This window comes from Thioalkalivibrio sp. ALE12 (assembly GCF_000381105.1).
Taxonomy (GTDB): Bacteria; Pseudomonadota; Gammaproteobacteria; order Ectothiorhodospirales; family Ectothiorhodospiraceae; genus Thioalkalivibrio.
Genome location: NZ_KB905906.1, coordinates 232,911 through 258,339 on the forward strand (window position 1 = coordinate 232,911; position 25,429 = coordinate 258,339).

22 protein-coding genes are annotated in these 25,429 nt (G+C 67.5%); 8 read left to right on the top strand and 14 right to left on the bottom strand.

The window, feature by feature from the left end; translation table 11 throughout:
- Positions 1-144: 144 nt before the first annotated feature.
- Both odhB and F614_RS0104415 read right to left on the bottom strand, forming a co-directional pair.
- The gene (gene odhB, locus F614_RS0104410) at positions 145-1,494 is read right to left on the bottom strand and encodes a 2-oxoglutarate dehydrogenase complex dihydrolipoyllysine-residue succinyltransferase (protein WP_019558354.1); all 1,350 of its coding nucleotides are present in this window, start codon (positions 1,492-1,494) and stop codon (positions 145-147) included.
- Between the two features lie 35 nt (positions 1,495-1,529).
- Complete coding sequence (locus F614_RS0104415) at positions 1,530-4,340, bottom strand: 2-oxoglutarate dehydrogenase E1 component (RefSeq protein WP_018879298.1); 2,811 nt, start codon at positions 4,338-4,340, stop codon at positions 1,530-1,532.
- 181 nt (positions 4,341-4,521) lie between these two features.
- Between F614_RS0104415 and uvrD the strand changes: the two genes are divergently transcribed.
- A complete protein-coding gene (uvrD, locus tag F614_RS0104420) occupies positions 4,522-6,729 on the top strand; it encodes a DNA helicase II (protein ID WP_026280364.1) in 2,208 nt (735 codons plus the stop codon).
- Positions 6,730-6,925: 196 nt separating this feature from the next.
- On the opposite strand, the gene F614_RS0104425 is transcribed toward uvrD, so the two are convergent.
- Entirely contained in the window at positions 6,926-8,149 is a 1,224-nt protein-coding gene (locus tag F614_RS0104425) for an IS256 family transposase (RefSeq protein WP_019558355.1), read from the bottom strand.
- 259 nt (positions 8,150-8,408) lie between these two features.
- Positions 8,409-8,939 (bottom strand): DsrE family protein, encoded by a 531-nt coding sequence (locus F614_RS0104430; RefSeq protein ID WP_018878209.1) that lies wholly within the window; start codon positions 8,937-8,939, stop codon positions 8,409-8,411.
- Positions 8,940-9,099: 160 nt separating this feature from the next.
- Between F614_RS0104430 and rpsT the strand changes: the two genes are divergently transcribed.
- Positions 9,100-9,369 (top strand): 30S ribosomal protein S20, encoded by a 270-nt coding sequence (gene rpsT, locus F614_RS0104435; RefSeq protein WP_018880926.1) that lies wholly within the window; start codon positions 9,100-9,102, stop codon positions 9,367-9,369.
- A gap of 211 nt (positions 9,370-9,580) precedes the next feature.
- On the opposite strand, the gene ggt is transcribed toward rpsT, so the two are convergent.
- From ggt to coaD, 3 genes are read right to left on the bottom strand one after another with little or no spacing between them, the layout of a single operon-like run.
- Complete coding sequence (gene ggt / locus F614_RS0104440) at positions 9,581-11,293, bottom strand: gamma-glutamyltransferase (protein WP_019558356.1); 1,713 nt, start codon at positions 11,291-11,293, stop codon at positions 9,581-9,583.
- An 8-nt stretch (positions 11,294-11,301) separates the two neighbouring features.
- Positions 11,302-11,553: a YfhL family 4Fe-4S dicluster ferredoxin gene (locus F614_RS0104445; RefSeq protein WP_017942992.1), complete on the bottom strand. Its 252-nt coding sequence runs from the start codon at positions 11,551-11,553 to the stop codon at positions 11,302-11,304.
- Positions 11,554-11,589: 36 nt separating this feature from the next.
- Positions 11,590-12,078: a pantetheine-phosphate adenylyltransferase gene (coaD, locus tag F614_RS0104450; RefSeq protein WP_018867926.1), complete on the bottom strand. Its 489-nt coding sequence runs from the start codon at positions 12,076-12,078 to the stop codon at positions 11,590-11,592.
- Between the two features lie 92 nt (positions 12,079-12,170).
- Between coaD and F614_RS0104455 the strand changes: the two genes are divergently transcribed.
- Positions 12,171-12,395: a hypothetical protein gene (locus F614_RS0104455; RefSeq protein ID WP_018877013.1), complete on the top strand. Its 225-nt coding sequence runs from the start codon at positions 12,171-12,173 to the stop codon at positions 12,393-12,395.
- Positions 12,396-12,455: 60 nt separating this feature from the next.
- On the opposite strand, the gene F614_RS0104460 is transcribed toward F614_RS0104455, so the two are convergent.
- The 3 genes from F614_RS0104460 to F614_RS0104470 all read right to left on the bottom strand — a co-directional run bounded on the left by F614_RS0104460 (position 12,456) and on the right by F614_RS0104470 (position 14,469).
- A complete protein-coding gene (locus F614_RS0104460) occupies positions 12,456-13,433 on the bottom strand; it encodes a PA2778 family cysteine peptidase (RefSeq protein WP_051080436.1) in 978 nt (325 codons plus the stop codon).
- Positions 13,434-13,500: 67 nt separating this feature from the next.
- Entirely contained in the window at positions 13,501-13,923 is a 423-nt protein-coding gene (locus tag F614_RS0104465; RefSeq protein WP_018867923.1) for a PA2779 family protein, read from the bottom strand.
- Positions 13,924-14,031: 108 nt separating this feature from the next.
- A complete protein-coding gene (locus tag F614_RS0104470) occupies positions 14,032-14,469 on the bottom strand; it encodes a hypothetical protein (RefSeq protein WP_018867922.1) in 438 nt (145 codons plus the stop codon).
- A 154-nt stretch (positions 14,470-14,623) separates the two neighbouring features.
- On the opposite strand from F614_RS0104470, the gene F614_RS0104475 reads away from it, so the two are divergent.
- Positions 14,624-14,863: a GDCCVxC domain-containing (seleno)protein gene (locus tag F614_RS0104475; RefSeq protein WP_018867921.1), complete on the top strand. Its 240-nt coding sequence runs from the start codon at positions 14,624-14,626 to the stop codon at positions 14,861-14,863.
- 9 nt (positions 14,864-14,872) lie between these two features.
- Here the strand turns inward: F614_RS0104475 and F614_RS0104480 are convergent, their stop codons facing one another.
- Positions 14,873-16,138 carry a 6-phosphofructokinase gene (locus F614_RS0104480; RefSeq protein WP_019558359.1) on the bottom strand — a complete coding sequence of 422 codons (1,266 nt, stop codon included), beginning with the start codon at positions 16,136-16,138 and terminating at the stop codon, positions 14,873-14,875.
- A gap of 219 nt (positions 16,139-16,357) precedes the next feature.
- Between F614_RS0104480 and F614_RS0104485 the strand changes: the two genes are divergently transcribed.
- The 4 genes from F614_RS0104485 to F614_RS0104500 all read left to right on the top strand — a co-directional run bounded on the left by F614_RS0104485 (position 16,358) and on the right by F614_RS0104500 (position 20,770).
- Entirely contained in the window at positions 16,358-17,371 is a 1,014-nt protein-coding gene (locus F614_RS0104485) for a class 1 fructose-bisphosphatase (protein WP_019558360.1), read from the top strand.
- A gap of 107 nt (positions 17,372-17,478) precedes the next feature.
- Positions 17,479-18,450, top strand: coding sequence for a chromate resistance protein ChrB domain-containing protein (locus F614_RS0104490; RefSeq protein ID WP_019558361.1), 972 nt, complete (start codon positions 17,479-17,481; stop codon positions 18,448-18,450).
- Positions 18,447-19,799: a chromate efflux transporter gene (gene chrA, locus F614_RS0104495; protein ID WP_019558362.1), complete on the top strand. Its 1,353-nt coding sequence runs from the start codon at positions 18,447-18,449 to the stop codon at positions 19,797-19,799. The genes F614_RS0104490 and chrA overlap by 4 nt, the downstream gene beginning before the upstream one ends.
- A gap of 11 nt (positions 19,800-19,810) precedes the next feature.
- The gene (locus F614_RS0104500) at positions 19,811-20,770 is read left to right on the top strand and encodes an MBL fold metallo-hydrolase (protein ID WP_018878205.1); all 960 of its coding nucleotides are present in this window, start codon (positions 19,811-19,813) and stop codon (positions 20,768-20,770) included.
- A 40-nt stretch (positions 20,771-20,810) separates the two neighbouring features.
- Here F614_RS0104500 and F614_RS0104505 read toward each other — a convergent pair whose 3' ends face one another.
- From F614_RS0104505 to F614_RS0104515, 3 genes are all read right to left on the bottom strand, one after another.
- A complete protein-coding gene (locus tag F614_RS0104505; protein ID WP_019558363.1) occupies positions 20,811-21,806 on the bottom strand; it encodes a 2-hydroxyacid dehydrogenase in 996 nt (331 codons plus the stop codon).
- 250 nt (positions 21,807-22,056) lie between these two features.
- Positions 22,057-24,054, bottom strand: a complete 1,998-nt coding sequence (locus tag F614_RS0104510) for a CocE/NonD family hydrolase (RefSeq protein ID WP_019558364.1) — start codon at positions 24,052-24,054, stop codon at positions 22,057-22,059.
- Between the two features lie 26 nt (positions 24,055-24,080).
- Positions 24,081-25,418 (bottom strand): acetyl-CoA carboxylase biotin carboxylase subunit family protein, encoded by a 1,338-nt coding sequence (locus F614_RS0104515; RefSeq protein ID WP_019558365.1) that lies wholly within the window; start codon positions 25,416-25,418, stop codon positions 24,081-24,083.
- Positions 25,419-25,429 lie beyond the last annotated feature (11 nt).

A 25,429-nucleotide genomic window follows, 5' to 3' on the forward strand; every position in this document is an offset into this window, starting at 1 on the left:
ACCCCACAGGCAGCGTCGCCCGTTCATGCATGGGCCGTGTCGCTGCAGACAGTAGGAGGCCAGCCCTCTGGCCGATGGGGACCTGTCCAACGCCCCATCGGCCAGAGGGCTGGCCTCCTACGGGGAGCGGTCCGGCGCCCGGGGTCAGACGTCGAGGAGCAGGCGCGCCGGGTCCTCGATGGCGTCCTTGATGGCGACCAGGAACTGCACCGCATCGGCGCCATCCACCAGACGGTGATCGTAGGATAGAGCTACGTACATCATCGGCCGGATCACCACCTCGCCGTCCACCGCAACGGGGCGCTCCTTGATCGCGTGCATGCCCAGGATCGCGCTTTGCGGCGGGTTCAGGATGGGCGTCGAGAACAGCGAGCCAAACACACCGCCGTTGGTGATGGTGAAGGTGCCCCCGCGCAGCTCGTCGATATCCAGCTTGCCGTCGCGGGCACGCTCGGCGAAGTCGCGGATGCGGCGCTCGATGTCGGCGACGCTGGCGTTGCCGGTATCGCGCAGCACCGGTACGACCAGCCCGCGCGGTGACGACACCGCGATCCCGATGTCGCTGTAGTGATGGTAGACAATCTCCTCGCCGTCCAGCGCGGCATTGATCACCGGGAAGCGCTCCAGCGCCCGCGTGGCCGCGGCCACGAACAGGCCCATGAAGCCGAGCTTGATGGAATGGCGCTTCTCGAAGGTCTCCTTGTAGCGCCCGCGCAGGGCCATCGCCGCGGACATGTCGATCTCGTTGAAGGTGGTCAGCATCGCGGTGGATTGCTTGGCCTCCAGCAGGCGCTCGGCGATGCGCGCACGCAGCCGCGTCATGGGCACGCGCTCGATGCGTTCGGCACGGTCCGTCGGCTCGGTCGGGCGTTGCGCAGTGCGGGCGGCCGAACCGGAGTCTTCCGCCTGCGCACCCGTACGGGTCCCGGAACCCGCGGCCCGCTGGTCACGAACGCGCTCCACATCCTCGCGCTGGATGCGCCCATCTTCCCCAGTGCCCTCGACCTCCCCGGCACTGAGCCCGGCCTCCTGCAACAAGCGCCGAACGGAGGGAGAGGGCGGCGGCGCACTGCCGGCATCATCCGCGCCCGTACCGGACGCTGCGGACTCGGCAGCGGGCTGCGCGTCATCGCCTTTCCCTCCAGCGTCGGCGGTCGCCGCGGAGCCGGCGGGCTCTGGAGAATCTGCGGACTTCGCCGGTGCCGGTTCGTCACTGGCTTCGTCTTCCGTGTCTGCCGGCGCAGACTCGGCCGAGCCGATATAGCCCAGCACGGCATCGGCCTTGACCACGTCGCCCTCGCTGGCGGACAGCTCCACCAGGGTGCCGGGGCCAGGCGCCGACACCTCGAGGACCACCTTGTCGGTCTCCAGCTCGGCAATGAGTTCATCGCGCTTGACGGGGTCCCCGGCCTTTTTGTGCAGGGCGATTACGGTCGCGTCGGCGACCGATTCGGGGAGTTCCGGGACCTGGATCGGGGTGCGATCGGTTGCCATCTCGCTTCCTTGTGCTGTACGTCAGTTTCGAAGATTCAGGGCGTCGGGTGCGGCGTGTCCCGCGAGCTGATGGGCCCGAACGCACGTTCGAGCAGATCCTTCAGCTGGGCCTTGTGCACCTCGGGGTAGCCGACGGCAGGGGCCGCGGCCGGGGGCCGCGCCACCGCGTGCAGGGTCTGGCCGCGTACCGCCAGCAGCGGGTTGATGCGCGGCGCGACGAACTCCAGATACCCCTGGTTCTCCGGCTCGTCCTGGACCCAGACGAACTCGTCCGCCTCCGGGTAGCGGCCCAGCAGCTCGGTCAGGCGTGCCTCGGGGAAGGGGTAGCACTGTTCCAGGCGCAGGATGGCCGTGTCCGCGTGCTCGCCCTCGGCCTGGCGGGCGGCCAGGTCGTAGAAGATGCGGCCGCTGGTGAGCAGGACGCGCTTCACCCGGTTCGGGTCGTCAATGCCGGCGTCGTCGATGACCGTCTGGTACTGGCCGCTGGCCAGGGCATCGAGGTCGGAGACCGCGTCCTTGTGTCGCAGCAGGCTCTTCGGCGTCATCACGATGAGCGGCTTGCGGTAGGGGCGCAGCATCTGGCGGCGCAGCAGGTGGAACATCTGCGCTGGCGTGGTCGGCACGCAGACCTGCATATTCTCCTGCGCCGCGAGCTGCAGGAAGCGCTCCGGGCGCGCCGAGGAGTGTTCCGGACCCTGCCCCTCGTAGCCGTGCGGCAGCAGCAGGGTCAGACCGGACAGGCGGCCCCATTTCTGCTCCCCGGAGGAGATGAACTGGTCGATTACCACCTGGGCGCCGTTCACGAAGTCGCCGAACTGCGCCTCCCAGATCACCAGGGCCTCCGGGGCGGCGGTGGCGTAACCATATTCGAAGGCCAGCACGCCCTCCTCGGAGAGCAGCGAGTCGATTACCAGGAAGCGCGGATGGTCCGGGTCCAGACGCCGCAGCGGCACGATGGCCTTCCCGGTCTCCTGGTCGTGCAGCACCGCATGGCGGTGGAAGAAGGTGCCCCGGCTGGAGTCCTGTCCGGACAGACGGATACGGTAGCCATCCTGGATCAGCGCCCCATAGGCCAGGGTCTCGGCCGCGCCCCAGTCGAGCGGCTGTTCGCCCCGCGCCATGGCGACGCGGGCCTCCAGGATCTTCTGCACGCGGTCGTTCGGGCGAAAGCCCTCCGGCGGCGTGGACAGCTGCTCCAGGGTGCGCGCCAGACGCTCGGCGGGCGCACCGGTCTCCACGTCCTGGTCCCAGGTCTGGTTCACGTAGGGGCCCCAGTTGGTCGAAGACCCGGTATGGCCATTGCGCTCGCGCAGCAGCGACAGCGCCACCGGCTGTCCGGCATCCAGCCGGCCGCGGTAGTCCTCCAGGGCCTGATCCTGGGCCTCTTCGGTGGTCAGGCCGTCGCGGATCAGGCGCGTGGCGTAGCGCTCGCGGGTGGTCGGCAGCTCGCGGATGCGGTGGTACATGCGCGGCTGAGTGGCGGCCGGTTCGTCGGCTTCGTTGTGCCCCTGGCGGCGATAGCAGACCAGGTCGATCACCACGTCCTTGCCGAAGCGCATGCGGTAGTCCAGCGCGATCTGGGTGACAAACACCACGGCCTCGGGGTCGTCGCCGTTCACGTGCAGGATGGGTGCATTCACCATCTTGGCCACATCGGTCGCGTAATGGGTCGAACGTGCGTCTTTCAGGGTCGATGTCGTGAACCCAATCTGGTTGTTTACCACCACGTGCACGGTGCCCTTGGTGGAGAACCCCCGGGTCTGGGACATGTTCAGGGTCTCCATGACCACGCCCTGCCCGGCGAACGCGGCATCGCCATGGATCACCACCGGCATCACGCGGTTGCCCTTGCGATCGCCAACGCGGACCTGGCGCGCGCGCACTGAGCCCTCGACTACCGGGGTGACGATCTCCAGATGCGACGGATTGAAGGCGAGCGCCAGGTGAACCGGCCCGCCCGGGGTATCCAGATCCGACGAGAACCCCATGTGGTACTTCACGTCCCCGGTACCGCGATCGTCACGCGGCCGGCCCTCGAATTCGTTGGCCAGTTCTTCCGGCGACTTGCCGAACAGGTTGACCAGCACGTTCAGGCGCCCGCGATGGGCCATGCCGACCACGAGTTCGTGCAGCCCACGCGCGCCGCCGCGCTGAACCAGGGCATTCAGCAGCGGGATCAGGCTCTCCGCGCCCTCCAGCGAGAAACGCTTCTGTCCGACATAGCGCCGGTGCAGGTAGCGCTCCAGACCCTCGGCCGCGGTGAGACGCTCGAGGATGGCCAGGCGCGTCTCGTCGTCGAAGCCGAACCGGCCATGCGCGGACTCCAGGCGTTCCTGCAGCCAGCGCTTCTCGTCGGTGGCCATCAGGTGCATGTATTCCGCGCCGATACTGGCGCAGTAGGTCTCCTTCAGGACCCGCTCGATGGTATCGAGCGAGACGCGCCCCTCGATAAACAGGGAACCCGGATCGAAGGTGATGTCCGGGCCGACCTGGTCCAGCCCGTGATGCTCGCGGCTCAGCTCGCGCGGCGGCTCGGGGGACTCGCGTTCCAGCGGGTCGAGGCGGGCGCCGAAGTGCCCGAGATAGCGGTAGGCGTTGATGAACTGCAGCACCCGGATCTGCAGTTGTTCGTGCGCCAGGTCCGGACGGTCGGTCGAACGCCGGCGGCGTTCCGGCCGCGACACACCTTCCAGCGAGCGAAAATAGTCGGCCCAGGCGGGCGGGACCGAATCGGGGTCCTCGCGGTAGCGCTCCAGCAGACCCTCGGCAAAGGCCAGATTGTCGGGGTGCAGTTCCTGGCCGGAGACGGGGCTGTCCAGCCGGTGCCGGGATGGCATCTCGTTCATTCGCGGTCTTCCCATTCCTGATGCGACTACCCTTGTGACTCCGTCGGCGTGCGAGGTTCCTTGCAGGCACCCTGGCGCTTCGACGCGGGCTGACTTCGAGAGTAGCGCGTTTGCCCGGCCGAAGGCACACGGCCCGCATGTGGAACGTGCGATTCCGGCCGGGTTTCCCTACCATTCGCGCATGGATGTCTCCCCCCTGCTTGATTCCCTGAACCCGGCCCAGCGCGAGGCCGTGGCCGCCCCGCCGCAGCCGCTGTTGGTACTGGCCGGCGCCGGCTCCGGCAAGACCCGCGTGCTGGTGCACCGCATCGCCTGGCTGATCGGCGTGGAGGGCGTGGCCCCGCACAGCCTGCTGGCGGTCACCTTCACCAACAAGGCGGCGGCCGAGATGCGCGGGCGCATCGAGGCGCTGCTGGGCCACCCGGCCACGGGGCTGTGGGTCGGCACCTTCCACGGCCTGGCGCACCGGCTGCTGCGCCAGCACTGGCAGGAGGCGAAACTGCCGCAGGGCTTCCAGATCCTCGACTCCGACGATCAGCTGCGCATGGTCAAGCGCGTGCTGCGCGGCCTGGAACTGGACGAGGCGCGCTGGCCGCCGAAGCAGGCGCAGTGGTACATCAACGCGCGCAAGGACGAGGGCTCGCGCCCGGAACACCTGCCGGATACCGGCGACCCCGTCGCGCGCCAGTGGGTGCGCGTCTACACCACCTACCAGCAGGCCTGCGAGCGCGCCGGCGTGGTGGACTTCGCCGAGCTGATGCTGCGCTCGCTGGAGCTGCTGCGCGACAACAAGGCGCTGCTGGAGCACTACCGCACGCGCTTTCGCCATGTGCTGGTCGACGAGTTCCAGGACACCAACGATATCCAGTACGCCTGGCTGCGCCTGCTGGCCGGCGACAGCCCCGTGTTCGCGGTCGGCGACGACGACCAGTCCATCTATGGCTGGCGCGGCGCGAAGATCGAGAACATCCAGCACTTCCAGCAGGACTACCCGGGCACCCAGGTCGTGCGCCTGGAGCAGAACTACCGTTCCAGCGCCAACATCCTGAACGCGGCCAACGCCTTGATCCGCCACAACGCCGGCCGCCTCGGCAAGGAGCTGTGGACCGAGGACAAGGAGGGCGCGCCGGTGCGCCTGTACACCGCGCTGAACGAGCAGGAAGAGGCGCGCTTTATCGCCGAGACCATCGCCCGCCATGTGGACGAGGGCGGGCTGTACCGCGAGTGCGCCGTGCTCTACCGCTCCAACGCCCAGTCGCGCGTGCTGGAAGAGACCTTCATCGGCCGGCGCATGCCCTACCGCGTCTACGGCGGTCTGCGCTTCTTCGAGCGCCAGGAGATCCGCGACGCACTGGCCTACCTGCGCCTGGCCGGCAACGGCGATGACGACGCCGCGTTCCTGCGCGTGGTCAACCAGCCGCCGCGCGGGATCGGCGAAAAGACCCTGGAGGGCCTGCGCCAGGCGGCCCAGGCGGCGGACACCAGCCTGCTTCAGGCGGCGGCCCACGCGGTGGATGCCGACGCCCTGCCCGGGCGCGCGCGCAACGCGGTCGCCGGGTTCGTGCAGCTGGTCCGCGATCTGCAGCAGGAGCTCCCGCGCCAGCCGCTGGCGGACCAGGTGGAGCAGGCGATCGAACGCGCCCAGCTGCGCGAGCACTACAAGAAGGAAAAGGGCGAGCGCGGCGAGGCGCGCCTGGAGAACCTGGACGAACTGGTGGGGGCGGCGCGCGCCTTTGACATGGAATCCACCGCCGAGAGCGAGGAAGGCGAGGGCAATCCGCTGACCGAATTCCTCGCCCACGCGGCGCTGGAGGCCGGCGAGGGCGCGGCCGACCCGCACGAGGACGCGGTGCAGATGATGACCCTGCACTCCGCCAAGGGCCTGGAGTTCCCGCTGGTCTTCCTGACCGGCATGGAGGAGGGCCTGTTCCCCAACGCGCGCTCGCTGGAGGAGCCGGGACGGCTGGAGGAGGAGCGCCGCCTGGCCTACGTCGGCATGACCCGCGCCGAGAAGGAGCTGTACCTGATCCACGCCGAGACCCGTCGGTTGTACGGGCGCGAGTCCTACAACGTCGCCTCGCGCTTCATCAACGAGATCCCGGAGGACGCGCTGGAGGTACTGCGCCCGCAGGCCTCGCCCTACGGCGCCGGACGCTTTGCGGCGGCCCGGCAGAAGACGGCGGGCTTCGGGTCCATGGATGCACAGGCCGCCGAGGCCTCCGCGGCGGGCCTGGCCATCGGCGCCCGTGTGCATCACGCGAAGTTCGGCGAGGGCCTGGTCACCCAGTTCGAGGGCTCCGGCAACTCGGCGCGGGTACAGGTGAACTTCGCCCACGCCGGCTCCAAGTGGCTGGTGCTCAGCTTCGCCAAACTGGAGGTTCTGGGTTAGGCGGAATGCCGCTTATTGCACCACGGAGAACACAGAGGGCACGGAGAAGGGCCAGGGCGATTTACAGGAAGGTGGGGAGACAGGAAGAGAAGGGCTGGATTAACAGGGCTGGCATTGTGAGCGTCGCGCGGCAATCTTTTCGCTAACACTGGCGGGAGTCCCAACCGAGGGTGTCAATTTTTCTGTGTAAGTGGGGTTAGGTCGGCATCCGTTCGGGGAACAGGATGATGAACTGGTTGAGGGCCTGGCGCCAGTTGTGGAGGGGGCGGGTCCATTTCTTGGCGACGTTGCGCAGGGCGAGGTAGAGGACCTTGGTCACGGCGCTGTTGTTGGGGAATGCCCCGCGGGTTTTGAGGACCCGGCGCAGCGAGTAGTTGAGCGACTCGATGGCGTTGGTGGTGTAGACCACCCGGCGGATCGGCGGCGGATAGTCGAAGAACCCCGACAGGCGGGGCCAGTCGGCGCGCCAGCTGGGGCTGATGGCGGGGTATTTGGCGTCCCAGGTTTCCGCAAAGCGGGTGAGCGCGGCCTCGGCCTCGGCGCGGGTGGCGGCGCCGTAGATGGCGCGCAGATCCCGGGCCACGGCCTTGCGCTCCTTCCAGGGCACGTACTTGAGGCTGCCGCGGACCTTGTGAACGATGCACAGTTGCACCTGGGTGTTCGGGAACACGCTTTCGATCGCCTCGGGCAGGCCCTTGAGGCCGTCCACGCAGGCGATGAAACAGTCCTGGACGCCGCGACTGTTGAGCTCGGTGAACACCGCGTGCCAGAACGAGGCACCCTCGGCCTGACCGACCCAGAGTCCCAGCAGCTCCTTCTCGCCTTCCAGGTTGATGCCCAGGGCCAGATAGACGGCCTGGTTCTTGACCGGCCCGTGCTCGCGCGACTTCACGTGCAGGGCGTCGAAGTAGAGGATGGGGTAGACCGCCGCCAGGGGCCGCTCCTGCCAGGCTTGCAGCTCTTCACGCACCGCCTCGGTGACGTTGGAGATCAGGGTCGGCGAGACCTCCACGCCGTAGAGCTCTTCCAGTTGCGCCTGGATCTCGCGGGTGGACTGGCCCCGCGCATAGAGCGCGATGACCTTGTCGTCAAAGCCTTCCAGGCGGCGCTGCCGCTTGGCAATCAGCTGCGGCTCGAAGCTGCTGTCACGATCCCGCGGAACCTCGATCTCGAACGCCCCGGCTTCGCCCTGCACGCGCTTGCGCGTCTTGCCGTTGCGGCTGTTGCCACTGCCGCGGCCTTCCGGGGCATGCGGCGGATAGCCCAGGTGGGTCGTCATCTCCGCCTCAAGCGCCCGCTCCGCCAGGCGCTGGGTCAGCTGCTGGAGCAGTCCGCCCTGACCCAGCAGATCCTTCGGGTGCTGATAGTCCTTCAGCAGCTCATCCAGCAAAGCATCGGGAATCGTCTTCGAATCGGTCATCGCATACTCCTTGCTCAGGTCTGCTAAATGACCACTTACACAGTTCCTTGTACACCCTCTCCCAACCCGATCGCCGCGTCGCTTCGCTCCTCGCGATGACGTACTCAATAGCGACACGATGCGATTCGCCGCGCTCGCCACATCCTGCCCCTCTTCGCAGGGTTTCTGGTGCAAACGCCCTTGATCCCCTTCGTATCTTCGTGGTGACACAAAAAAGCCCCGCCGAGGCGGGGCTTGTGAGCATCAAGCCGAACGGCGATCACTCGATCTTGATGTAGGCGAAGCCTTCCTCGTTCTGCAGTTCGGCCACGCGCACCACGCCCGAGGGGACGAAATTCACGTGGTCGTAGATCAGATCCTCGTCGAGGCCGATCTGCGAGCGCGTGATCTCGCACAGCTCCAGTTGCACGCCATGGGTGCTCGCGAGGCTCATCAGGCGGCCGCGCAGGGTCTCGCGCTCTTCCTTCAGCTCCTCGTCGGCCTCGAACGGCGTATCGGCGAGATTGTCGTCGGTCAGGAAGCGGATGCCGTGGGCCACGAACACGATGCGCACGTCGGCGTCGATGAACTCGTTCTGGTAGTGCGTCATCATGTTATTGATGCTGGTCAGCATCGCGGAGAAGCGGCGCGGGTCGGCGAAGTCGGCGTGATAGACCACCTTGGCCTCCGGCTCGAAGGCCTTGGCCTGGGGCATGAAGGCCAGGCTCGCGACCAGCAGGGTGGCCAGCAGGAGGGCCATGCCCGCGGCGGTTGCCGAGGTGGTTTGAAGGGTCCGGGGAAAGCGGTTCATCGTGGTCTCCTTTGTATGGTGTTGTTTCTTTCTAGAGTAGACGCCCCGGAACCCCCCTGTCATTCCCGCCACGCCCCGCTCCCGGTTGACGCGCAGCCGGCCCGGCGGTATGCTCTGCCGCCTTTTCCAGAACCTAGCGATTCAACGCGAGGGAAGTACTTTGGCGAATATTGCTTCTGCCCGTAAGCGGGCCCGTCAGGCGGTCAAGAACCGCGCCCACAACATGGCGCTGCGCTCCCGTTTCCGTACGGCCATGAAGGCCGTGCTGAAGCCGCTGCACAAGGGCGATGCCCAGGCTGCCGCCGAGGCCTACAAGTCGGCCGTGCCGGTGATCGACAAGACCGTGAGCAAGGGCCTGATCCACAAGAACAAGGCGGCCCGTCACAAGAGCCGTCTGAACGCCCGCATCCGCGACCTGGCCCAGGGCTAAGCCCCCGGGCATCTGGCCGGCCTCGCGCCGGCCGCGGATAGCTGAATCGCGAAGCCGCGCCCCGCAAACGGGCGCGGCTTTTTGCGTGGGTGGCATTCGGCGCGCCCCTGAACGTATTCGTCGCCGCTATCCCCCGTCATCGCGAGTCGCACAGCGACGTGGCGAGCTCTCGGGGTACCCCGCGACCGCCGCGTTCCTTCCACAATGAGGGTTACCGGGGCTGAAAGACGCGCGCCTCGCCCTCACCGCGCGGGTCGGAGGCGGCCTCCAGACGGTCGGCCTCGGGCTCCCACAGAATGGCGTGCATGTCGCCGAACGGGCGGACCTGAGGCACCAGCTGGTGCCCGCGCGCGACCAGCTGGCCGCGCAACTCGGCATCAAAGGCGCCGGTCTCGTGCTCGACCCGGTCCGGCAGGTACTGGTGGTGATAGCGCGGAGCCGCCACCACATCCTCGATGGACTGTCCCTCGAGCACCCCGAGGATGCCGTGCAGCACCATGGTGATGATACGGCTGCCCCCGGGCGTCCCCAGGATCGCCACCCGCTCGCCGGTGTCGACGAAGGTCGGGCTCATGCTCGACAGCGGCCGGCGCTGCGGGGCGATGGCGTTGGCCTCGAAGCCGACCAGGCCGTAGGCGTTGGGCTCGCCCGGTTTCGCCGAGAAGTCGTCCATCTCGTTGTTCAGGAGCACACCGGTGCCGGGCACCACATAGCCGGCGCCGAAGGGGTAGTTGAGGGTCAGGGTAGCCGCGACGCGGTTGCCCTCGGCATCGATCACGGAGAAATGCGTCGTCTGGCGGCTCTCGGTGGCGGCGGCCTCCGGGTGGTCGGCCTGCGGATCCACCGACAGCGGCAGGTAGCGGCTGGGGGTGGCCGTGTCCGGATGGATCGTGGCGCGCAGTCCGGCGGCGTAGTCGCGCGACAACAGCCGCTCCAGCGGCATCTCGACATGATCCGGATCGCCCAGATACTCGGCCCGGTCGCGGTACGCGCGGCGCATGGCCTCGATGGTCAGATGGGCGCGCATGTCCGGCGCCAGTGCCTCGAGGTCATAGAATGAAAGGATGTTCAGGATCTGCCCCAGTGCCACCCCCCCGGAGGATGGCGGGGATGCCGTGGTGATCTCGGCCCCGTGGTAATCGAGTCGGATCGGGTCGCGCTCGACCACCGCGTAACCGGCGAGGTCGTCCAGCGTCCAGATCCCGCCCGCCTCGCGCACCCCCGCGACCAGCTGCTCGGCCAGTTCGCCGGTATAGAACCCGTCGCGGCCGGCGTCCGCCAGGCGCCGCAGGGTCGCGGCCAGATCCGGCTGGCGCAGGGGCGTCCCTTCGTCCGGCAGCTGGCCGTCGTCCAGGTAGATGCCGCGCGCGTCTGCCCCGTCGCGCAGGGCCTGGTGGCGGAACCCCGCCATCTGCCGATAGCGACCGCTGACGGGGACACCGTCTTCGGCCAGACGGATCGCCGGGGCCAGGCTGTCCGCCAGCGACAGACGCCCGTAGTTCCGCGCGATGTGATCGAGGCCGGCCGGCATGCCGGGGATGCCCGCCGCCAGCACGCCGTCCAGTGACAGTCCGTCGACCACCTCGCCTTCCGCATCCAGATACATGTCGCGATGCGCCGCGGCCGGGGCGGTCTCGCGAGCGTCGACCATCACGCTGCGGTTCGAGTCGGCCTCGTACAGCAGGAAGAACCCGCCGCCCCCGAGGCCGGAGCCATAGGGTTCGGCCACGCCCAGCGCGGCGGTGATGGCCACGGCGGCGTCGAAGGCATTGCCGCCGTCGCGCAGCACGGCCTCGCCGGCCTCGGTGGCCGCGGGGTGGGCAGTGGCCACCGCATGCTGCCCGGGCCCGGCCCAGGCCAGCGGGGCGGCCAGTGCCAGGGTGACAAGGACGGCGCCGCGCTGGAGGGGTCGATGCCAGTCCACGAGGTTGCCTACTTCGCGGCCATCAGGGCTTCATACTTGGCCTGGAGCTGTTCTCGGGTCTCCTTGTGATCCGGGTCCAGCGGGATGCAGTCGACCGGGCAGACATCCTGGCACTGCGGCTCGTCGAAGTGCCCAACACATTCCGTGCACAGATTGGGGTCGATCTCGTAGATCTCGTCACCCGGGTAGATGGCCTCGTTCGGGCACTCGGGCTCGCAGACATCGCAGTTGATGCATTCGTCGGTGATCATCAGGGCCATGGGCCAATCCTCGTATCCAGTCGCAGGGCCCGGCCGCTAGCGCTCCAGGCCGTTTTGTTCGGCCAGCATGCGCGCCACGCCGGGGCTCACGAATTTTGAGACGTCGCCGCCCAGACGGGCGATTTCCCGTACCAGACTCGAGGAGACGAAGCTGTATTCCTCGGCCGGTGTCAGGAACAGGGTTTCGACCTCCGGCGCCAGCTGGCGGTTCATCGCCGCCAGCTGGAATTCGTGTTCGAAGTCGGACACCGCCCGCAAACCGCGCAGGATCACGTTGGCCCGCTGGGCGTGGACAAAATGCGCCAGCAGTACGTTGAACCCCTGCACCTCGACGCCGGGGATCTCGCCCACGGCCTCCCGGGCCAGGGCCACGCGCGTCTCCAGCGGGAAGGCCGGGCCCTTGTTGGGATTGGCGGCCACCGCGATCACCACGCGATCGAACAGGCGGGCGGCCCGGCGCACGATATCGGTGTGACCATGCGTGATGGGATCGAAGGTGCCGGGGTAGATAGCGGTAACGGACATGGGCGAAAGGCCGGCCGGGAAAGCCCCCATTAGACCCCAAGCACCGCAAGCAGACAAAATGCTCCCGCCGCACCGCAACCAGGGAATGCCCCATGAGTGACGACTACCGCCCTCCGCTTGCCGACTACTGGGATCAGCTCGAGTCCCGCTACGGTGGCGGCTTCAATTTTCACCAGATCTCGCGCGACGAACTGGCGCAACTGGTGGAACACCTGCGCCACGCCGTGAAGGAAGACCCGCAGGTCACGGACGTCGAGAAACAGAACCTGGGCCTGGTCCTCAAGCACGCTGAACAGACGCTCGAGAAGCGCAAGTAGGCGCGCCGCACACGCCCCGGCCGGAGAGGACCGGCGTGCCCCGCGCAAGCGTGCACCTGCCTAATGGCGCTCCGGTAAAGCCGCGGAGTCCATCGTCGCGGCACAAGGCGGCAGGGCGCGGCATTCGGCCCCCGTGTCCGGCGCATCCGCCGCCGCACCGAGGGTGCGAGCGTAGCTGCCCGGCCCCGCCAGACCGGCCGCACAGCTTGCCGCCTCGCGCGCTTGCTCACCGCACTCGCGGGCGATCAGTACATGCGCCAGGTTGTTCCACCCTTCGTGACGCGCCGGATCACGCTCCACGAGGTTCCGCAGGGCGTCCTCGGCCGTGGTCAGGTCGCCCTGGGCAAACGCCACGTTGGCCCGGCCCACATAGGGGATGGCCTCGTCGGGCCAGCGCTCCATCGCCGTTTCATAGCCAGTGGCGGCCGCCGCGAGGCGTCCGGTCTGCTCCAGCTCGTTGACCGCTCGCAGCCAGCGCAGGGGCGTGGCCGTTGCCGGCAGGGTGTCCGGTGCCATCACCAGGAAGGCCCAGCGTTCCCCGCGGACCCAGGTCCGCTCGAAGCGGGCAAACGAGTTCACATGGCGCTGGATGGGGCCGCTGCGCAGGAAGATCTCGCGATCTTCCAGGTCATAGCCGATCACCACCGCGAAGTGCCATTCCGGGATCAGGGCCACGCCGAGGTTCTGGAACACCACCACCGGGTTGCCGGCGGCCACTTCGCGCAGGACGGTTTCCAGTTGCGGCTCGATGCGGTAGGCGACCTGGTCGCGGGCCCGCACCGCCGCGCGCATCTCGGCCTGGAGACTGCCCTCGCGGCCGGGGAGGTAGACCTCCTCGATCAGGTCATCCAGCGCGGCGTCGATGCCGCGGGCGTTCAGGGCCGTGGCCAGGGCGGCGGGGCCGCACTGGTATTGCTCCTGCGGGAAGAAGGGCGTGTCCGTCAGTTCCACGCGGGTCGGCAGGTCGGCCGGGCGCTCGCTCGCCAGGCTCGCGCTCTGCGGCGCGGTGGCGCAACCGCCCAGGGCGAATGCGCCCATCACCAGGCCGAACACAAGAACGGCGAGCCCGGAGGCTCGCCGTCGGTTCCACGATGCCATGACCGCGTCAGCGGTTGGCGCGCGCCGGACCCACGAACGAGAAGATGTCGGTCACGCCGACCGCATCGAGGATCACGAACACCACGAACACGATGGCGACCACACCGAGGGCGCTGGCGGCGCCGGCCGGGTCGGTCTCCATGTGCGCCTCCAGGCGGGCGAGTTCCTCGTCGGTCAGACGCGCCACGCGCTGCTCGGCCCGTTCGGGGTCGACCCCCATCTCGATCAACTGGGCACGGACCTCGGCGTCATTGAGCTGTTCCAGCAACTGGGCGCGGGTGTCATCCGCGCTGGCCTGCTGGATCATGCTGCCGGTGTCGAGCATGCCCACGCCGGCGAAGGCCGGGGTGGCGGGCAGCAGGGTCAGCGTCAGCGCGACCAGGAAGGCCGCAGGGGCGGACAGGACTTGGCGAAACGAAGGGACGCGCATGGACAGACTCCTCGAATGGGGACGGGGTGCATAACGCTTACGAGTGTAGCGCGCCCACGGCGCAAGGGAACCGGCCGCGAAGAAAAATCGCGGCCGGAATCACAGGCCTCAGCTTTCGTCGGGGGCGTCAACCACGTTGATCTCGTACTCCAGGACCTCGACCCCGCGCGCCCAGGCCCCACCGCACACCGAGTTGTCACGCGTGCGTTCCTGGGTCTCGCCCGGACCGAGGGTGCGCCACAGGCGGGTGGTCGTGCGGACATCGTCCTCCAACTCGCCGGGGCAGTTGTAGGCGGTCTTGGTGACGCGCACCTCCAGCCAGTCGTCGGTGTTGTTGGTCGCCCGCCATTGGCCGCGCACGTTGGCACAGCCGTATTCGCGCATGCGGTACTCGAAGGTGACCTCGTCCGGCGAGCCATCGGCCGGCGCGAAATAGGCGCCCTGCGCGGCGACCTGGCCTGGCGCCAGGAATGCGGCGGCCAGGACGCTGGCGGCCGACAGGGCAAACGTGCGGTTCAGGATTCGCGTGTACATCGTTTCCTCCATCCGGTATCCGGTGTTGGCGCCCGTCTTGCGCGGGCTTGCAGTGCTGTAGACTCCGGAACCGCCCGTTTTGTGCCGATCCCGGTTGTCCGGCGGGGTTTTTCGCCTGCCCGCCTGGATCTTGCATCCCATCCTCGCAAACCGACCTGAAACGCATATGAACGAGATCATCCCCGACTCGACCCTGACCTGCCCGGAGTGCGGCCATCAGAAGACCGAGACGATGCCCACCGATGCCTGCCAGTGGTTCTATGAGTGCACCGGCTGCGGTGCCCTGCTGAGGCCGTTGCCGGGGGATTGCTGCGTCTTCTGTTCCTACGGGTCCGTGCCCTGTCCGCCGATCCAGCAGGAGGGCCCCGGTGCTTGCTGTACCCCGGGGAGGCCTTCGGGTCCGTAGTCCGCGTATCTACTCGGTCTTCACGTCGAATGGCGGGCAGCGTTTTGGCAACAGCTCGCCGCGGATGCGCGGGTAGCAGGGCAGGCCCCGTTCGAATGGCGGGGCATCCTCGCCCTGTATCAGCGGGCGCAGGTAGTCGCGCGCGGCCTGGGTGATGCCGTAGCCATCCGGGGTGATGTAGTTGCGCGGCATGCCCTGCTCGATGTCCGCGACGGTCTCCAGCGGGGTAAAGCCGATGCTCCAGCGGTACGGCTGGTTGGAGTCCCGGCGAATGATCGGCATGAAGGCGTCCTCGCCGGCCACCACCCCCTCCACCGCCGCGCGACCGCAGGCATAGGCCTGCTCCACGTCCACCTTCGATGCGATATGGCGCGAGGCGCGCTGGATATAGTCCACCACGGCCCAGTGCAGCTTGTGGCCGGTCTTCTCGCGGATCAGCTCGGCCAGGCGCGGGGCGGCACCGCCGAGTTGGGTATAGGCGTACACGTCGTGACTCTGCGCGACCGAGAACAACTCCCCGTCCGGGTTCTTGATGCCCTCGGAGACGACCACCACGCAGTAGCCGTGGCGCTCGATGGTGCGGTTCAGGTGCTCCAGAAAGTCGTCCTGGTCGAACGGGACCTCGGCGAACAGGATCAGCATCGGCGGCTGACCGTCGAACTCCTGCGCCAGCGCCGCGGCGGCCGCCAGCCAGCCGGCATGCCGACCCATCACCTCCATCACGAACACCTTGGTGGAACTGGTGTGCATGGACTCGACGTCCAGGCTGGCCTCGCGCACTGCCGTGGCGATGAACTTGGCGGCCGAGCCGAACCCCGGGCTGGAGTCGGTCACGGCAAGGTCGTTGTCGATCGTCTTCGGCACGCCGATCGCCTTGATCGGAAAGCCCATGCGCTCGCCCATCTTTGCGATCTTCAAGGCGGTATCCATGGAGCCGCCACCGCCGTTGTAGAAGAAGGTGCCGATGTCATGGGCGCGGAAGACCTCGACCAGGCGCTCGTATTGTTGCGGGTCCTTGTCGGGGTCACCCAGATCGAAGCGGCAGGAACCGAACGCACCGCCCGGCGTATGGCGCAGGGCGGCGAGGGTCAGCGGGTCCTCCTGGTCGAGGTCGATGATCTCTTCGCGCAGCACACCCAGGATGCCGTCGCGCGCCGCATAGATCTTGCCGAAATGGGCCGGGTGGGCGCGCACCGCCTCGATCACCCCCCAGGCGCTGGCGTTGATGACGGCAGTGACTCCGCCCGACTGGGCGTACAGCGCGTTCTGCGGCATGCGAATCCTCCATTTCCTGTTGGTTCCCGAAGGCCGAGCAAACACAGTGCCAGGCCGATCACGCCACGATCCGTACCGTGGATCGGCCACTCCGGGTGCTTTTGCTACACTATGCCGCCTTTGACACCCGGCGCGCCGGGGCCGTTCGCCCCGCGACGGGGCTGCTGTGCCCCATTTCGCGCCGTGTCGCCCGATTCACAACAGCATCAGGATTGCATCATGCATATCGGTACCACTCTGACCAACTGCATCATCGAAACCCAGCGCGGCATCCAGGGCGCGACCGGCGAATTCACCGGTCTGCTGAACGACATCTCCGTGGCGTGCAAGAAGATCTCCGACCTCGTCGACAAGGGTGATCTGGTCGGCGTGCTCGGCTCCGCCGGCTCCGAGAACGTGCAGGGCGAGACGCAGAAGAAGCTCGACATCATCACCAACGAGGTGTTCATCGAGAGCCTGAGCCACAACGGCCACGCCGCCGGCCTGGCCTCCGAGGAGATGGACGAGATCTGCGAGATGCCGGCCAACGAGCCGCGCGGCCACTACCTGGTGCTGTTCGATCCGCTGGACGGTTCCTCGAACATCGATGTGAACGTTTCGGTCGGCACGATCTTCTCCATCCTGAAGGCCCCGGAGGGCGTCACCGATCCCAAGACCGAGGACTTCCTGCAGCCGGGCACCAAGCAGGTCGCCGCCGGCTACTGCCTGTACGGCCCGTCCACCATGATGGTGATGACCACCGGCCAGGGCGTGAAGATGTTTACCCTGGACAAGGACTTCGGTGAATTCCTGCTGACCAAGGACAGCGTGCAGATCCCGGAAGACACCCAGGAGTTCGCGATCAACATGTCCAACAGCCGATTCTGGGAGGCCCCGGTCAAGCGCTACATCGACGAATGCCTGGCCGGCAAGGAAGGCGCCCGCGGCAAGGACTTCAACATGCGCTGGGTGGCCTCCATGGTGGCCGAGGTGCACCGCATCCTTTCGCGTGGCGGGGTGTTCCTGTACCCGATGGACACGAAGATGCAGGCCAAGGGCACGGCCGGCAAGCTGCGCCTGATGTACGAGGCCAACCCGATGAGCTTCATCATCGAGCAGGCCGGCGGCGCCGCCACCACCGGCCGCGAGCGCATCATGGACATCAGCCCCGAGGGCATCCACCAGCGCGTACCGGTGGTCCTGGGCGCGAAGAACGAAGTAGAGCGCATCACCGGCTACCACAACGAGGGCTGATCGCCACGCCCCCGGCAGCGCAAGCCCGGCCCCGCAAGGCGCCGGGCTTTTTTGTGCCTGGTACACGGAGTTTGTAACGTCTATTACATTGCTGATATACATGTAACATGCATTCTGCGGATACCGACTGGCAACTGCTCATCCTCGCCTTTCAGAGCGGGCAGGACTCGACCCGGGTCCGGCTCTGGCGCGCGCTGAAGGCGCTGGGCGCCGCCACGCTGCGCGATGGCGTCTACCTGCTGCCCAATCGCCCGGATCTGCGCGACGCTCTGCTGGAACTGGCGGAATCCGCCCGGGCGGCAGGCAACCAGGCCTACCACCTGCCGGTGGCGGCCAGCGCCGAGGAGCAGGCGCACTACCGCAGCCTGTTCGATCGCGAGGCCGAGTACCGTACGCTGCAGACCAGCGCCGAGACCCTGCTGGGCCAGCTGCCCGGACTGGGCGAGGCCGAACTGCTCAAGCGCCTGCGCCAGGTCCACCGCGAGGCGGAGCAGCTGCGCCGCACCGATTACTTCCCGGGCCCCGGACGCGGCCCACTGGAGGCCCAGCTGGCCCGGCTCGAAGCCGCAGCCCAGTCGATGCTCTCGCCGGACGAACCATCGCCCGCGCCGGATTCCGGAATCCCCCGCCTGGACCCGGCGGACTACCGGGGCCGGCTATGGGCCACGCGCGCGGCCATGTGGGTGGACCGGGTCGCCAGTGCCTGGCTGATCCGCGAATTCATCGACCCGGAAGCCCGCTTCGTCTGGATTCCCACCCCGGCCGACTGCCCGCCCGAGGCCCTGGGCTTCGACTTCGACGGGGCCGCCTTCACCCACGTCGGTGACCGCGTCACCTTCGAGGTGCTGCTGGCGGCCTTTGGACTGGAGCGCGACAGCGGTCTGGCCGGACTGGCCGAGATGGTGCACTTCCTAGATGTGGGGGGGCGTCCCATCCCCGAGGCGGCGGGCTTCGAAAGCATCCTGACCGGGGCCAAGCAGCAGTGCGCGGACGACGACGCCCTGCTGGCCCGCGTGACCCCGGTGCTGCACGACCTCCGCCAGGCCTATGAACAACAATCCGGACACAGTACACAATGACCGAACCTGAACACTCCGCGACCCAACGACCCGACCCGCCCACCCGGACCGAGGCCTTTCGCTACTGGCTGAAACTCGGTTTCATCAGTTTTGGCGGTGCCGCCGGGCAGATCGGGATGATGCACGAGGAACTGGTGGAGCGCCGACGCTGGGTCTCCGAGAACCGCTTCCTGCATGCGCTGAACTACGCGATGGTGCTGCCGGGACCGGAGGCACAGCAGCTGGCGACCTATCTCGGCTGGCTGCTGCACGGGACCTTCGGCGGTCTGATGGCCGGGCTGCTGTTCATCCTGCCTTCGCTGTTCCTGATCACCGGGCTGTCCTGGGTGTACCTGGCCTTTGGCGATGTACCGGCGGTGGAGGCCGTGTTCTACGGCATCAAGCCGGCCGTGGTCGCGATCATCGTCTACGCCGGCTGGCGCATCGGCGGACGGGTTCTCAACAACGGCCTGCTATGGCTGATGGCCATTGCGGCTTTCCTGGCGATATTCGCGCTCAACATCCCGTTCCCGTACATCATCATCACGGCGGGGGTCCTCGGCTGGCTGGGCAGCCGCGTCTGGCCGCAGCGCTTCGAGAATGGCGAATCTCACGGGACCGGGGGTGTTGAGTCGCGCGGCCCGGCGGTGGTGGATGACGACACGCCACCCGCCCCCTGGATGCAGTTTCGCTGGTCGCGGGTGGTCCGCTTTCTGGTGGTGGGCCTGGGCCTGTGGGCTGCCGTGTTCGGCGCCCTGCTCGCGGTGTTCGGCTGGGACGCCACGCTGACCCGCATGGGGCAGTTCTTCACTCAGACCGCGCTGGTTACCTTCGGCGGCGCATATGCGGTGCTGCCCTATGTGTACCAGGGTGGGGTCGAGACCTATGGCTGGCTGAGTCCGACGCAGATGATCGACGGCCTGGCCCTGGGCGAATCCACGCCCGGCCCGCTGATCATGGTGGTGACCTTCGTCGGCTTCATCGGTGGCTGGACGCAGGCCTTTCTCGGGCCGGACCAGATCGTGCTGGCCGCCCTGCTGGGTGCGCTGGTCGCGACGTTCTTTACCTTCCTGCCGTCGTTCCTGTTCATCCTGGTCGGGGCACCGCTGGTCGAGCGCACCCGCGGGGACCTGCACTTTACCGGCCCGCTGACGGGCATCACCGCCGCTGTGGTCGGGGTGATCGTGAACCTTGCCGTCTTCTTTACCTGGCACGTCCTGTGGCCGGACGGGTTCGAAGGGGCCTTCGAATGGTTCTCCGCCCTGCTGGGCATCGCCGCCTTCATCGCCCTGGCCCGCTTCCGGGTCGGGATTATCCCGCTGATCGCTGTCTGTGCCGCTCTGGGCGCCGGGTATCAGCTTCTGCTCTAGGAGTACGTGACATGCTGAAAAACACACGCAACAGGGCCCTGCTTGTTCTGGCCCTGGCGGCTTTTGTTCTAAGCCCGATGCTCGCGGCCAAGGAGGCGCCCATCCTGCCGGAACCCGAAGCTGTCTCGGACCATGCCCACGCCTGGATCGGGCCGTACGGCGGGCCGGACACCGAGAACCAGGGGTTTCGCATGAACCTCGGCTATGTGGTCGGCGAAGACGCCGTGGCCGTGATCGATTCCGGCCACACCCCGGAGATGGCCAAAGAGATGCTGGAGCATATCCGCGCCACGACGGACAAGCCGGTGCGCTACGTGATCAACACCAACTCGCAGCCACACCGCTTTATGGGCAATGACGTCTTCCGCGAGGCCGGCGCCGACATCCTGGCCGCGCCCGGGGCCGCCGACCGCATGCAGGGCAGCGCCTCGATGTTCGCCATGCAGCTCGAGAACGCGCTGGATCGGCCGGAAGGCTCCACCGAGCACCCGGAACCGCCAAACGTAATGGTCGAGGATCGCAAGGAACTGGACCTGGGCGGCGTCACCCTGGCCGTTCGCCACGTGGGCAGCGCCCACACCCACGGCAGCCTGATCGCGGTGGTCGAGCCCGACAACGTCGTATTTGCCGGCGACGTGCTCTATGGCGGTCGCCTCCTGGCCATCCTTCCCGACGGCAGCATGGAGGGCTGGCTGCAGGCCTACGAACTCCTGCAGGATGAATACGCGGATGCGAAATTTATCCCGGGACACGGTGAACCGGGGGCCTTGTCGACCTTCGACCACCCGACCCACGACTACCTGCGCGCGCTGTGGGACCACATGTTCGAAGCGGCAGACATGGGCACCGATATGCAGTCCGCAATCCGCGCCTTTGACGACTCGCCCTGGCAGGACCTGGCCGACTTCGACGACCTGGCGCCGCGCAACACGAATATCGCCTATCAGGAGGCCGAACTAGCCCTGTTCTGACCGCCCCGGCTGCATTTCGCCCGGCGCCCACCCGGGGTCCCTAAACCACGCGGCCTTCGGGTTGCGCGTCCGGGTTTTGGTGCAGGGTGGTCAGGTTGGCCACGGTGGTGTCGGCGATGTTGGCCAGCGCCTCGTGGGTCAGGAAGGCCTGGTGGCCGGTGACCAGCACGTCGTCGCGCTGCATCAGCCGCGCCAGACGCCGATCCGGCAGACCGGCCAGTGACCAGTCGTGGAAGAACAGCCCCGCCTCGGCCTCGTAGACATCCAGCGCGAATCCGCCCAGCTGCCCGGAGTCCAGCGCGACCTCGGCGGCATCGGTATCCACCAGCGCCCCGCGTGCGGTATTGATCAGAAAGGCCCCGCGCGGCATCCGCGCCAGGGTGTCGGCATTGATCAGGTGCCGGTTCTCCGGCGTCATCGGGCAGCTCAGGCTCACCACCGAGGACTTGACCAGTAGCGTGTCCAGGTCCCGATACTCCACCCCCGCAGCCTGCAGCTCCGCATTCGGGTACGGGTCGTGCGCAAGCACGCGGCAGCCAAAGCCGAGCATGATCCGCGCGAAGGCCTGGCCGATGCGTCCAGTGCCGACCACCCCCACGGTGCGCCCGACGAGATCGAAGCCCGTCAGATGGTCGAGCCGGAAATCGCCGCGCCGGGTTCGTTCCCAGGCCCGGTGTACACGGCGGTTCAGGGTCATCAACAGGGCGACCGCATGCTCCGCGATCGCGTTCGGGGAGTAGGCCGGAACCCGCCCCACGCGCACGCCGCGCTCGCGGGCCCGCGCCACATCCAGATTGTCGTACCCGGAGCAGCGCAGCGCGATCACGTGGATACCCTGATCCGCCAGCCCGTCAATCACCCGGCGGTGCAGGTCGTCGTTGGTGAATACGCAGACCGCATCCGCACCCCGGGCCAGGTGCACCGTCTCCGCAGTCAGGCGCTCGGCGTACACCACCGGCACCATTTCGGCGGCCACCAGAGCCGGTATCAGGTGCTCGCGATCATGCTGCTGGGTACTGAAGACGGCGACCTTCATCGCATCCCCCGGACAGTGGTTGGGCCAAACTCCAGCATAACCGGGAAAGGTTACACCCTGATTGGCTCGCGAGTCGGGATGGCCACACTCGGTTTCGAGCCACACGTAGCGAGTTCGCTACTGCGTGTGGCAAACGCTCCGGTAGCGATTCCGGCATGTGGTCGCCACACAAGCCGCCTACACCCCTACTGCCACTGCAGGGTGCTTTCCACTGACCCCGTGCTCTTTCCCGGGGTTCAAGCTGGCTAGTTCAGACGAGGTCGCGGGGGATCCGGACATCCCAGTTGCGGGCATATACCCTGCGTTCACCCTCGTACGCATCCAGCTGTGCATGGATCTGGAACTCGGTGGGGGTCGAGGTGAGGACCGTACGGGTCACCGTGCGCACTTCCCAGTCGCCGCGCCGGAAGCCACGTTCCCAGAGGGTTTCCCCGCGCGCGGAGTTGAAGTCGTCGCCGCGGTAGCTGTACCACTCCAGCGCCTTGCGCTGCATCTCCAGATTCAGGTCATCCAGCTGGACGGTCCCCGCGTCATTGGTAACCGCGAGGGTCGATTCGTCCTCGGCCAGGTCGCGGATCACGCGCCAGTTGTGCTGCTGGGGGGTCAGCTGGTGGACGGACGTCGAGGGTGGACCACCCTCGGGTGGCGGAAAGGCGATGCCGGCGTCCAGCTCTTCCCGCCGCCCCCGTCGTGGCAGGAGCAGACGGCTTGCCCCCGCCATGATCCGCAGCCGCACGGGCTGCGGCGCCGGCCATGCCAGCGGGAAATACGACGTGGACAGCGACAATCGGATACGGTGCCCCGCCGGGAATTGCTGGGCCACGTCGTTGAACTTGATCCGGACCCGGTAGGTTGTGTCGGGTTCCAGCGGCTGCGGGGTCTCCGCGCCTTCGCGGTGGGTCAGGTTCAGCAGCCCGTAGGTGACACGGGTGGCCTTGTCGTCGGCCGCCACGTCGGACAGCCGCGCCGCCACCATGGCGACGGGCCGGTCGACCCTTAGCTGCAATTCCAGCACTGCGGCACCCAGGATCTCCAGCGACTCCTCCAGTGGGGCACTGGTGAATACCAGGGCACCCCCGTCCTCTTCGCGCTGGTCGTGCGGCAGGTCGGGTGTCGCTGCATACGAGCACCACTTGCCGGCAAAAAGTCCCACGCTCAGTGGCGACTGCAGCGTCATCTCGCGCTCCGGAGACGCGGCCGACGCGTGCTCCAGCCGCCCCGGCCAGGCCAGGGTCAATGGCTCCATCTCGACGTTCTTCGAGGGCCAGCAGGGTTCGCCCACCCAGCGCCCCGGGCGTTCCTCGTAGCGAGTGGTCGGCGGGACGCTGTCCTGGATCCAGGCACGCAGCATCGGCTCGTCCATGATCCCGTTGTCGATGCCCTTCAGCCAGTGATCCCACCAGCGCAGGCACTCCTGCAGGAAGCCGATCGCCGGGCCGGGCACGCCCTGATGCGGGTATTTGTGGCTCCAGGGGCCGACCAGGCCCAGGCGGGGTGCCCGGAGGTTGGCCAGCAGGCGGAACACGGCGTTGGAGTAGCCATCGGCCCAGCCGCTGACGGCCATCACCGGGATCTGCACCGCGGACCAGTCCTCGCAGATCGAACCGTGCTTCCAGTAGTCGTCGCGGCGCTGGTGGCGCAGCCACTTCTCCAGCCACAGCCCGCTGCCCTCCAGGCGCTGGAACCACATCTCGCGCCAGCGCTCGCCCACGATCTCCGGATCGGGGGGCAGGGAGTTGTAGGCGAACATGGTCGAGGCCCAGGACAGGTTGTCGCCCAGCAGGCAGCCACCCATGTGGTGGACGTCGTCGGCGTAGCGGTCATCGGTGGAACAGACGCTGACCACCGCCTTCAGCTCCGGCGGTTGCAATGCCGCGATCTGCAGGCCGTTGAAGCCGCCCCAGGAGATGCCGATCATGCCGACGCTGCCATTGCACCAGGGCTGCTCGCCCATCCAGCGCAGGACTTCCACGCCGTCGTCGAGCTCCTGCTGCAGGTACTCGTCCTCCAGTACCCCCTCGGAGTCGCCCGATCCGCGCAGGTCCACCCGCAGACAGGCGTAGCCGTGACCGGCGAAGTAGTGGTGGATCGCGTCGTCGCGCAGGCGGGTCGAGTCGCGCCGGCGATACGGGATGTATTCCAGGATTGCGGGGGCGGGCCGCTGTTCGGCGCCCTCGGGGCGCCACAGTCGGGCGGCCAGGTGCGTACCGTCGGACAGCGGGATCGGGATATATTCCTCGATTGCCACGGGGCAGGGAAGGTCGGTGACTGTTCTCACGTCGGCACGTTCTCCTCACGGTGGGGCGTGACGGGCTCGAATGCCATGGGCAGTCGCTCCATGACGCGCACGTAGGTTCGTTCCAGGTCGGTGTGGTTCGCAGCTCCCAGAAACAGTGTCGCCACCTCGTAGGAATAGCTGTCCTGCCAGCATAGCTCCGACAGCCGCATGCCCTCCTCGACCTCGACCTGAATGACCAGTCCCGGGAACTCGGCCTCGACGGCCGCGATCTCGGATGCCGTCGGAACCCGCACGACCCGCGCATCCTGATGCCGGCGCACCATGAACTTGGCCGCACACGCGAATTCCCCCTGGCGATGCGGCATGGCGGGCTCGCGGCCCAGTCCGAGGTCGATCATCACCTGGTGGTGGTAGCAGCCATCGACCATACGGAACAGCGGGGCGTGGGACTTGGAGATCCGTGTATTAATCTCCAGCAGCCAGATCCGGTCTGTGGCCTCGTCCCAGTAGAACTCCACGTTGAACGGGGCGCAGTCATAGCCCACCTGGTGGATCACGCGGGCGGCGATCTCGCCCATGCGCGTCTGCACGCCCTCCGGCAAGGTCGACGGATACTGGTAGCGCGAGAACGACGAGCCGGCCGCACCCTCGCGCAGGGAGTCGACCGCACCATAGATCCGGACCTCGCCCTGCCAGGCATACCCCTCCAGGGTGCACTGACGCCCCTCCGATATCAGGGCCTCGACAATGCAGTGGTTGCCGTCGATTCCGGCCACCTCCGGAGGCAACGTCGCGTGCCCCAGGACATGGTTGAAGGGTCCGCCAAAGTGATCGATCTCCCGGCGGATCCGCTGCATGGCACGCCGGAAGTCATCCGCATCGCCGATACGAAAGCCGAGATAGGAGAGAACCGACTTAACCGGCTTGATCCAGAACGGAAAGGCCAGCGTGACCTCGCGCAGGGGATCGCTGGAAAACGGGTTGACCGCGCAGAAGGCCGGGATGTTTTCGGGCACCACGCGGGCCTGTTCCAGCCGGCTCCAGTACTTGTGCTCGCACTTCAGCACGCTTTCAAGGGTCGGCCCCGGCAGGTCCGCGGCCTGGCGCAGGATGGGCAGGATCGTGCTCACCGGGAAGTCCCAGAATCCGACCACGGCATCCACCGTGCCGGGAAACCGCTGCAACCGTTCGCGACCCTCGGTCAGTATCCGTTGGATCGGAAACCGGGCACAGGGCTTGACCTCCGCGCGCGTGAAGAGCGCGTGGAAGGCATAGTCCTCCGCTGCGTGCAGGGTCCGGAGCTGGGCCAGATGAAAGTCATCCAGACCGACCACAAAGATGTTGCGCTTCACCGGCGCCCCCGAAATCGCCACTGCCACCTCCG

Coding starts and splice junctions, on each gene's coding strand:
- F614_RS0104415 (WP_018879298.1), bottom strand. CDS start 4,340: ATGAACGAGATGCCATCCCGGCACCGGCTGGACAGCCCCGTCTCCGGC.
- chrA (WP_019558362.1), top strand. CDS start 18,447: ATGACCGAACCTGAACACTCCGCGACCCAACGACCCGACCCGCCCACC.
- uvrD (WP_026280364.1), top strand. CDS start 4,522: ATGGATGTCTCCCCCCTGCTTGATTCCCTGAACCCGGCCCAGCGCGAG.
- F614_RS0104430 (WP_018878209.1), bottom strand. CDS start 8,939: ATGAACCGCTTTCCCCGGACCCTTCAAACCACCTCGGCAACCGCCGCG.
- F614_RS0104505 (WP_019558363.1), bottom strand. CDS start 21,806: ATGAAGGTCGCCGTCTTCAGTACCCAGCAGCATGATCGCGAGCACCTG.
- coaD (WP_018867926.1), bottom strand. CDS start 12,078: ATGTCCGTTACCGCTATCTACCCCGGCACCTTCGATCCCATCACGCAT.
- F614_RS0104425 (WP_019558355.1), bottom strand. CDS start 8,149: ATGACCGATTCGAAGACGATTCCCGATGCTTTGCTGGATGAGCTGCTG.
- F614_RS0104455 (WP_018877013.1), top strand. CDS start 12,171: ATGAGTGACGACTACCGCCCTCCGCTTGCCGACTACTGGGATCAGCTC.
- F614_RS0104490 (WP_019558361.1), top strand. CDS start 17,479: ATGCATTCTGCGGATACCGACTGGCAACTGCTCATCCTCGCCTTTCAG.
- F614_RS0104465 (WP_018867923.1), bottom strand. CDS start 13,923: ATGCGCGTCCCTTCGTTTCGCCAAGTCCTGTCCGCCCCTGCGGCCTTC.
- F614_RS0104460 (WP_051080436.1), bottom strand. CDS start 13,433: ATGGGCGCATTCGCCCTGGGCGGTTGCGCCACCGCGCCGCAGAGCGCG.
- F614_RS0104500 (WP_018878205.1), top strand. CDS start 19,811: ATGCTGAAAAACACACGCAACAGGGCCCTGCTTGTTCTGGCCCTGGCG.
- F614_RS0104470 (WP_018867922.1), bottom strand. CDS start 14,469: ATGGAGGAAACGATGTACACGCGAATCCTGAACCGCACGTTTGCCCTG.
- F614_RS0104475 (WP_018867921.1), top strand. CDS start 14,624: ATGAACGAGATCATCCCCGACTCGACCCTGACCTGCCCGGAGTGCGGC.
- F614_RS0104445 (WP_017942992.1), bottom strand. CDS start 11,553: ATGGCCCTGATGATCACCGACGAATGCATCAACTGCGATGTCTGCGAG.
- F614_RS0104485 (WP_019558360.1), top strand. CDS start 16,358: ATGCATATCGGTACCACTCTGACCAACTGCATCATCGAAACCCAGCGC.
- odhB (WP_019558354.1), bottom strand. CDS start 1,494: ATGGCAACCGATCGCACCCCGATCCAGGTCCCGGAACTCCCCGAATCG.
- F614_RS0104480 (WP_019558359.1), bottom strand. CDS start 16,138: ATGCCGCAGAACGCGCTGTACGCCCAGTCGGGCGGAGTCACTGCCGTC.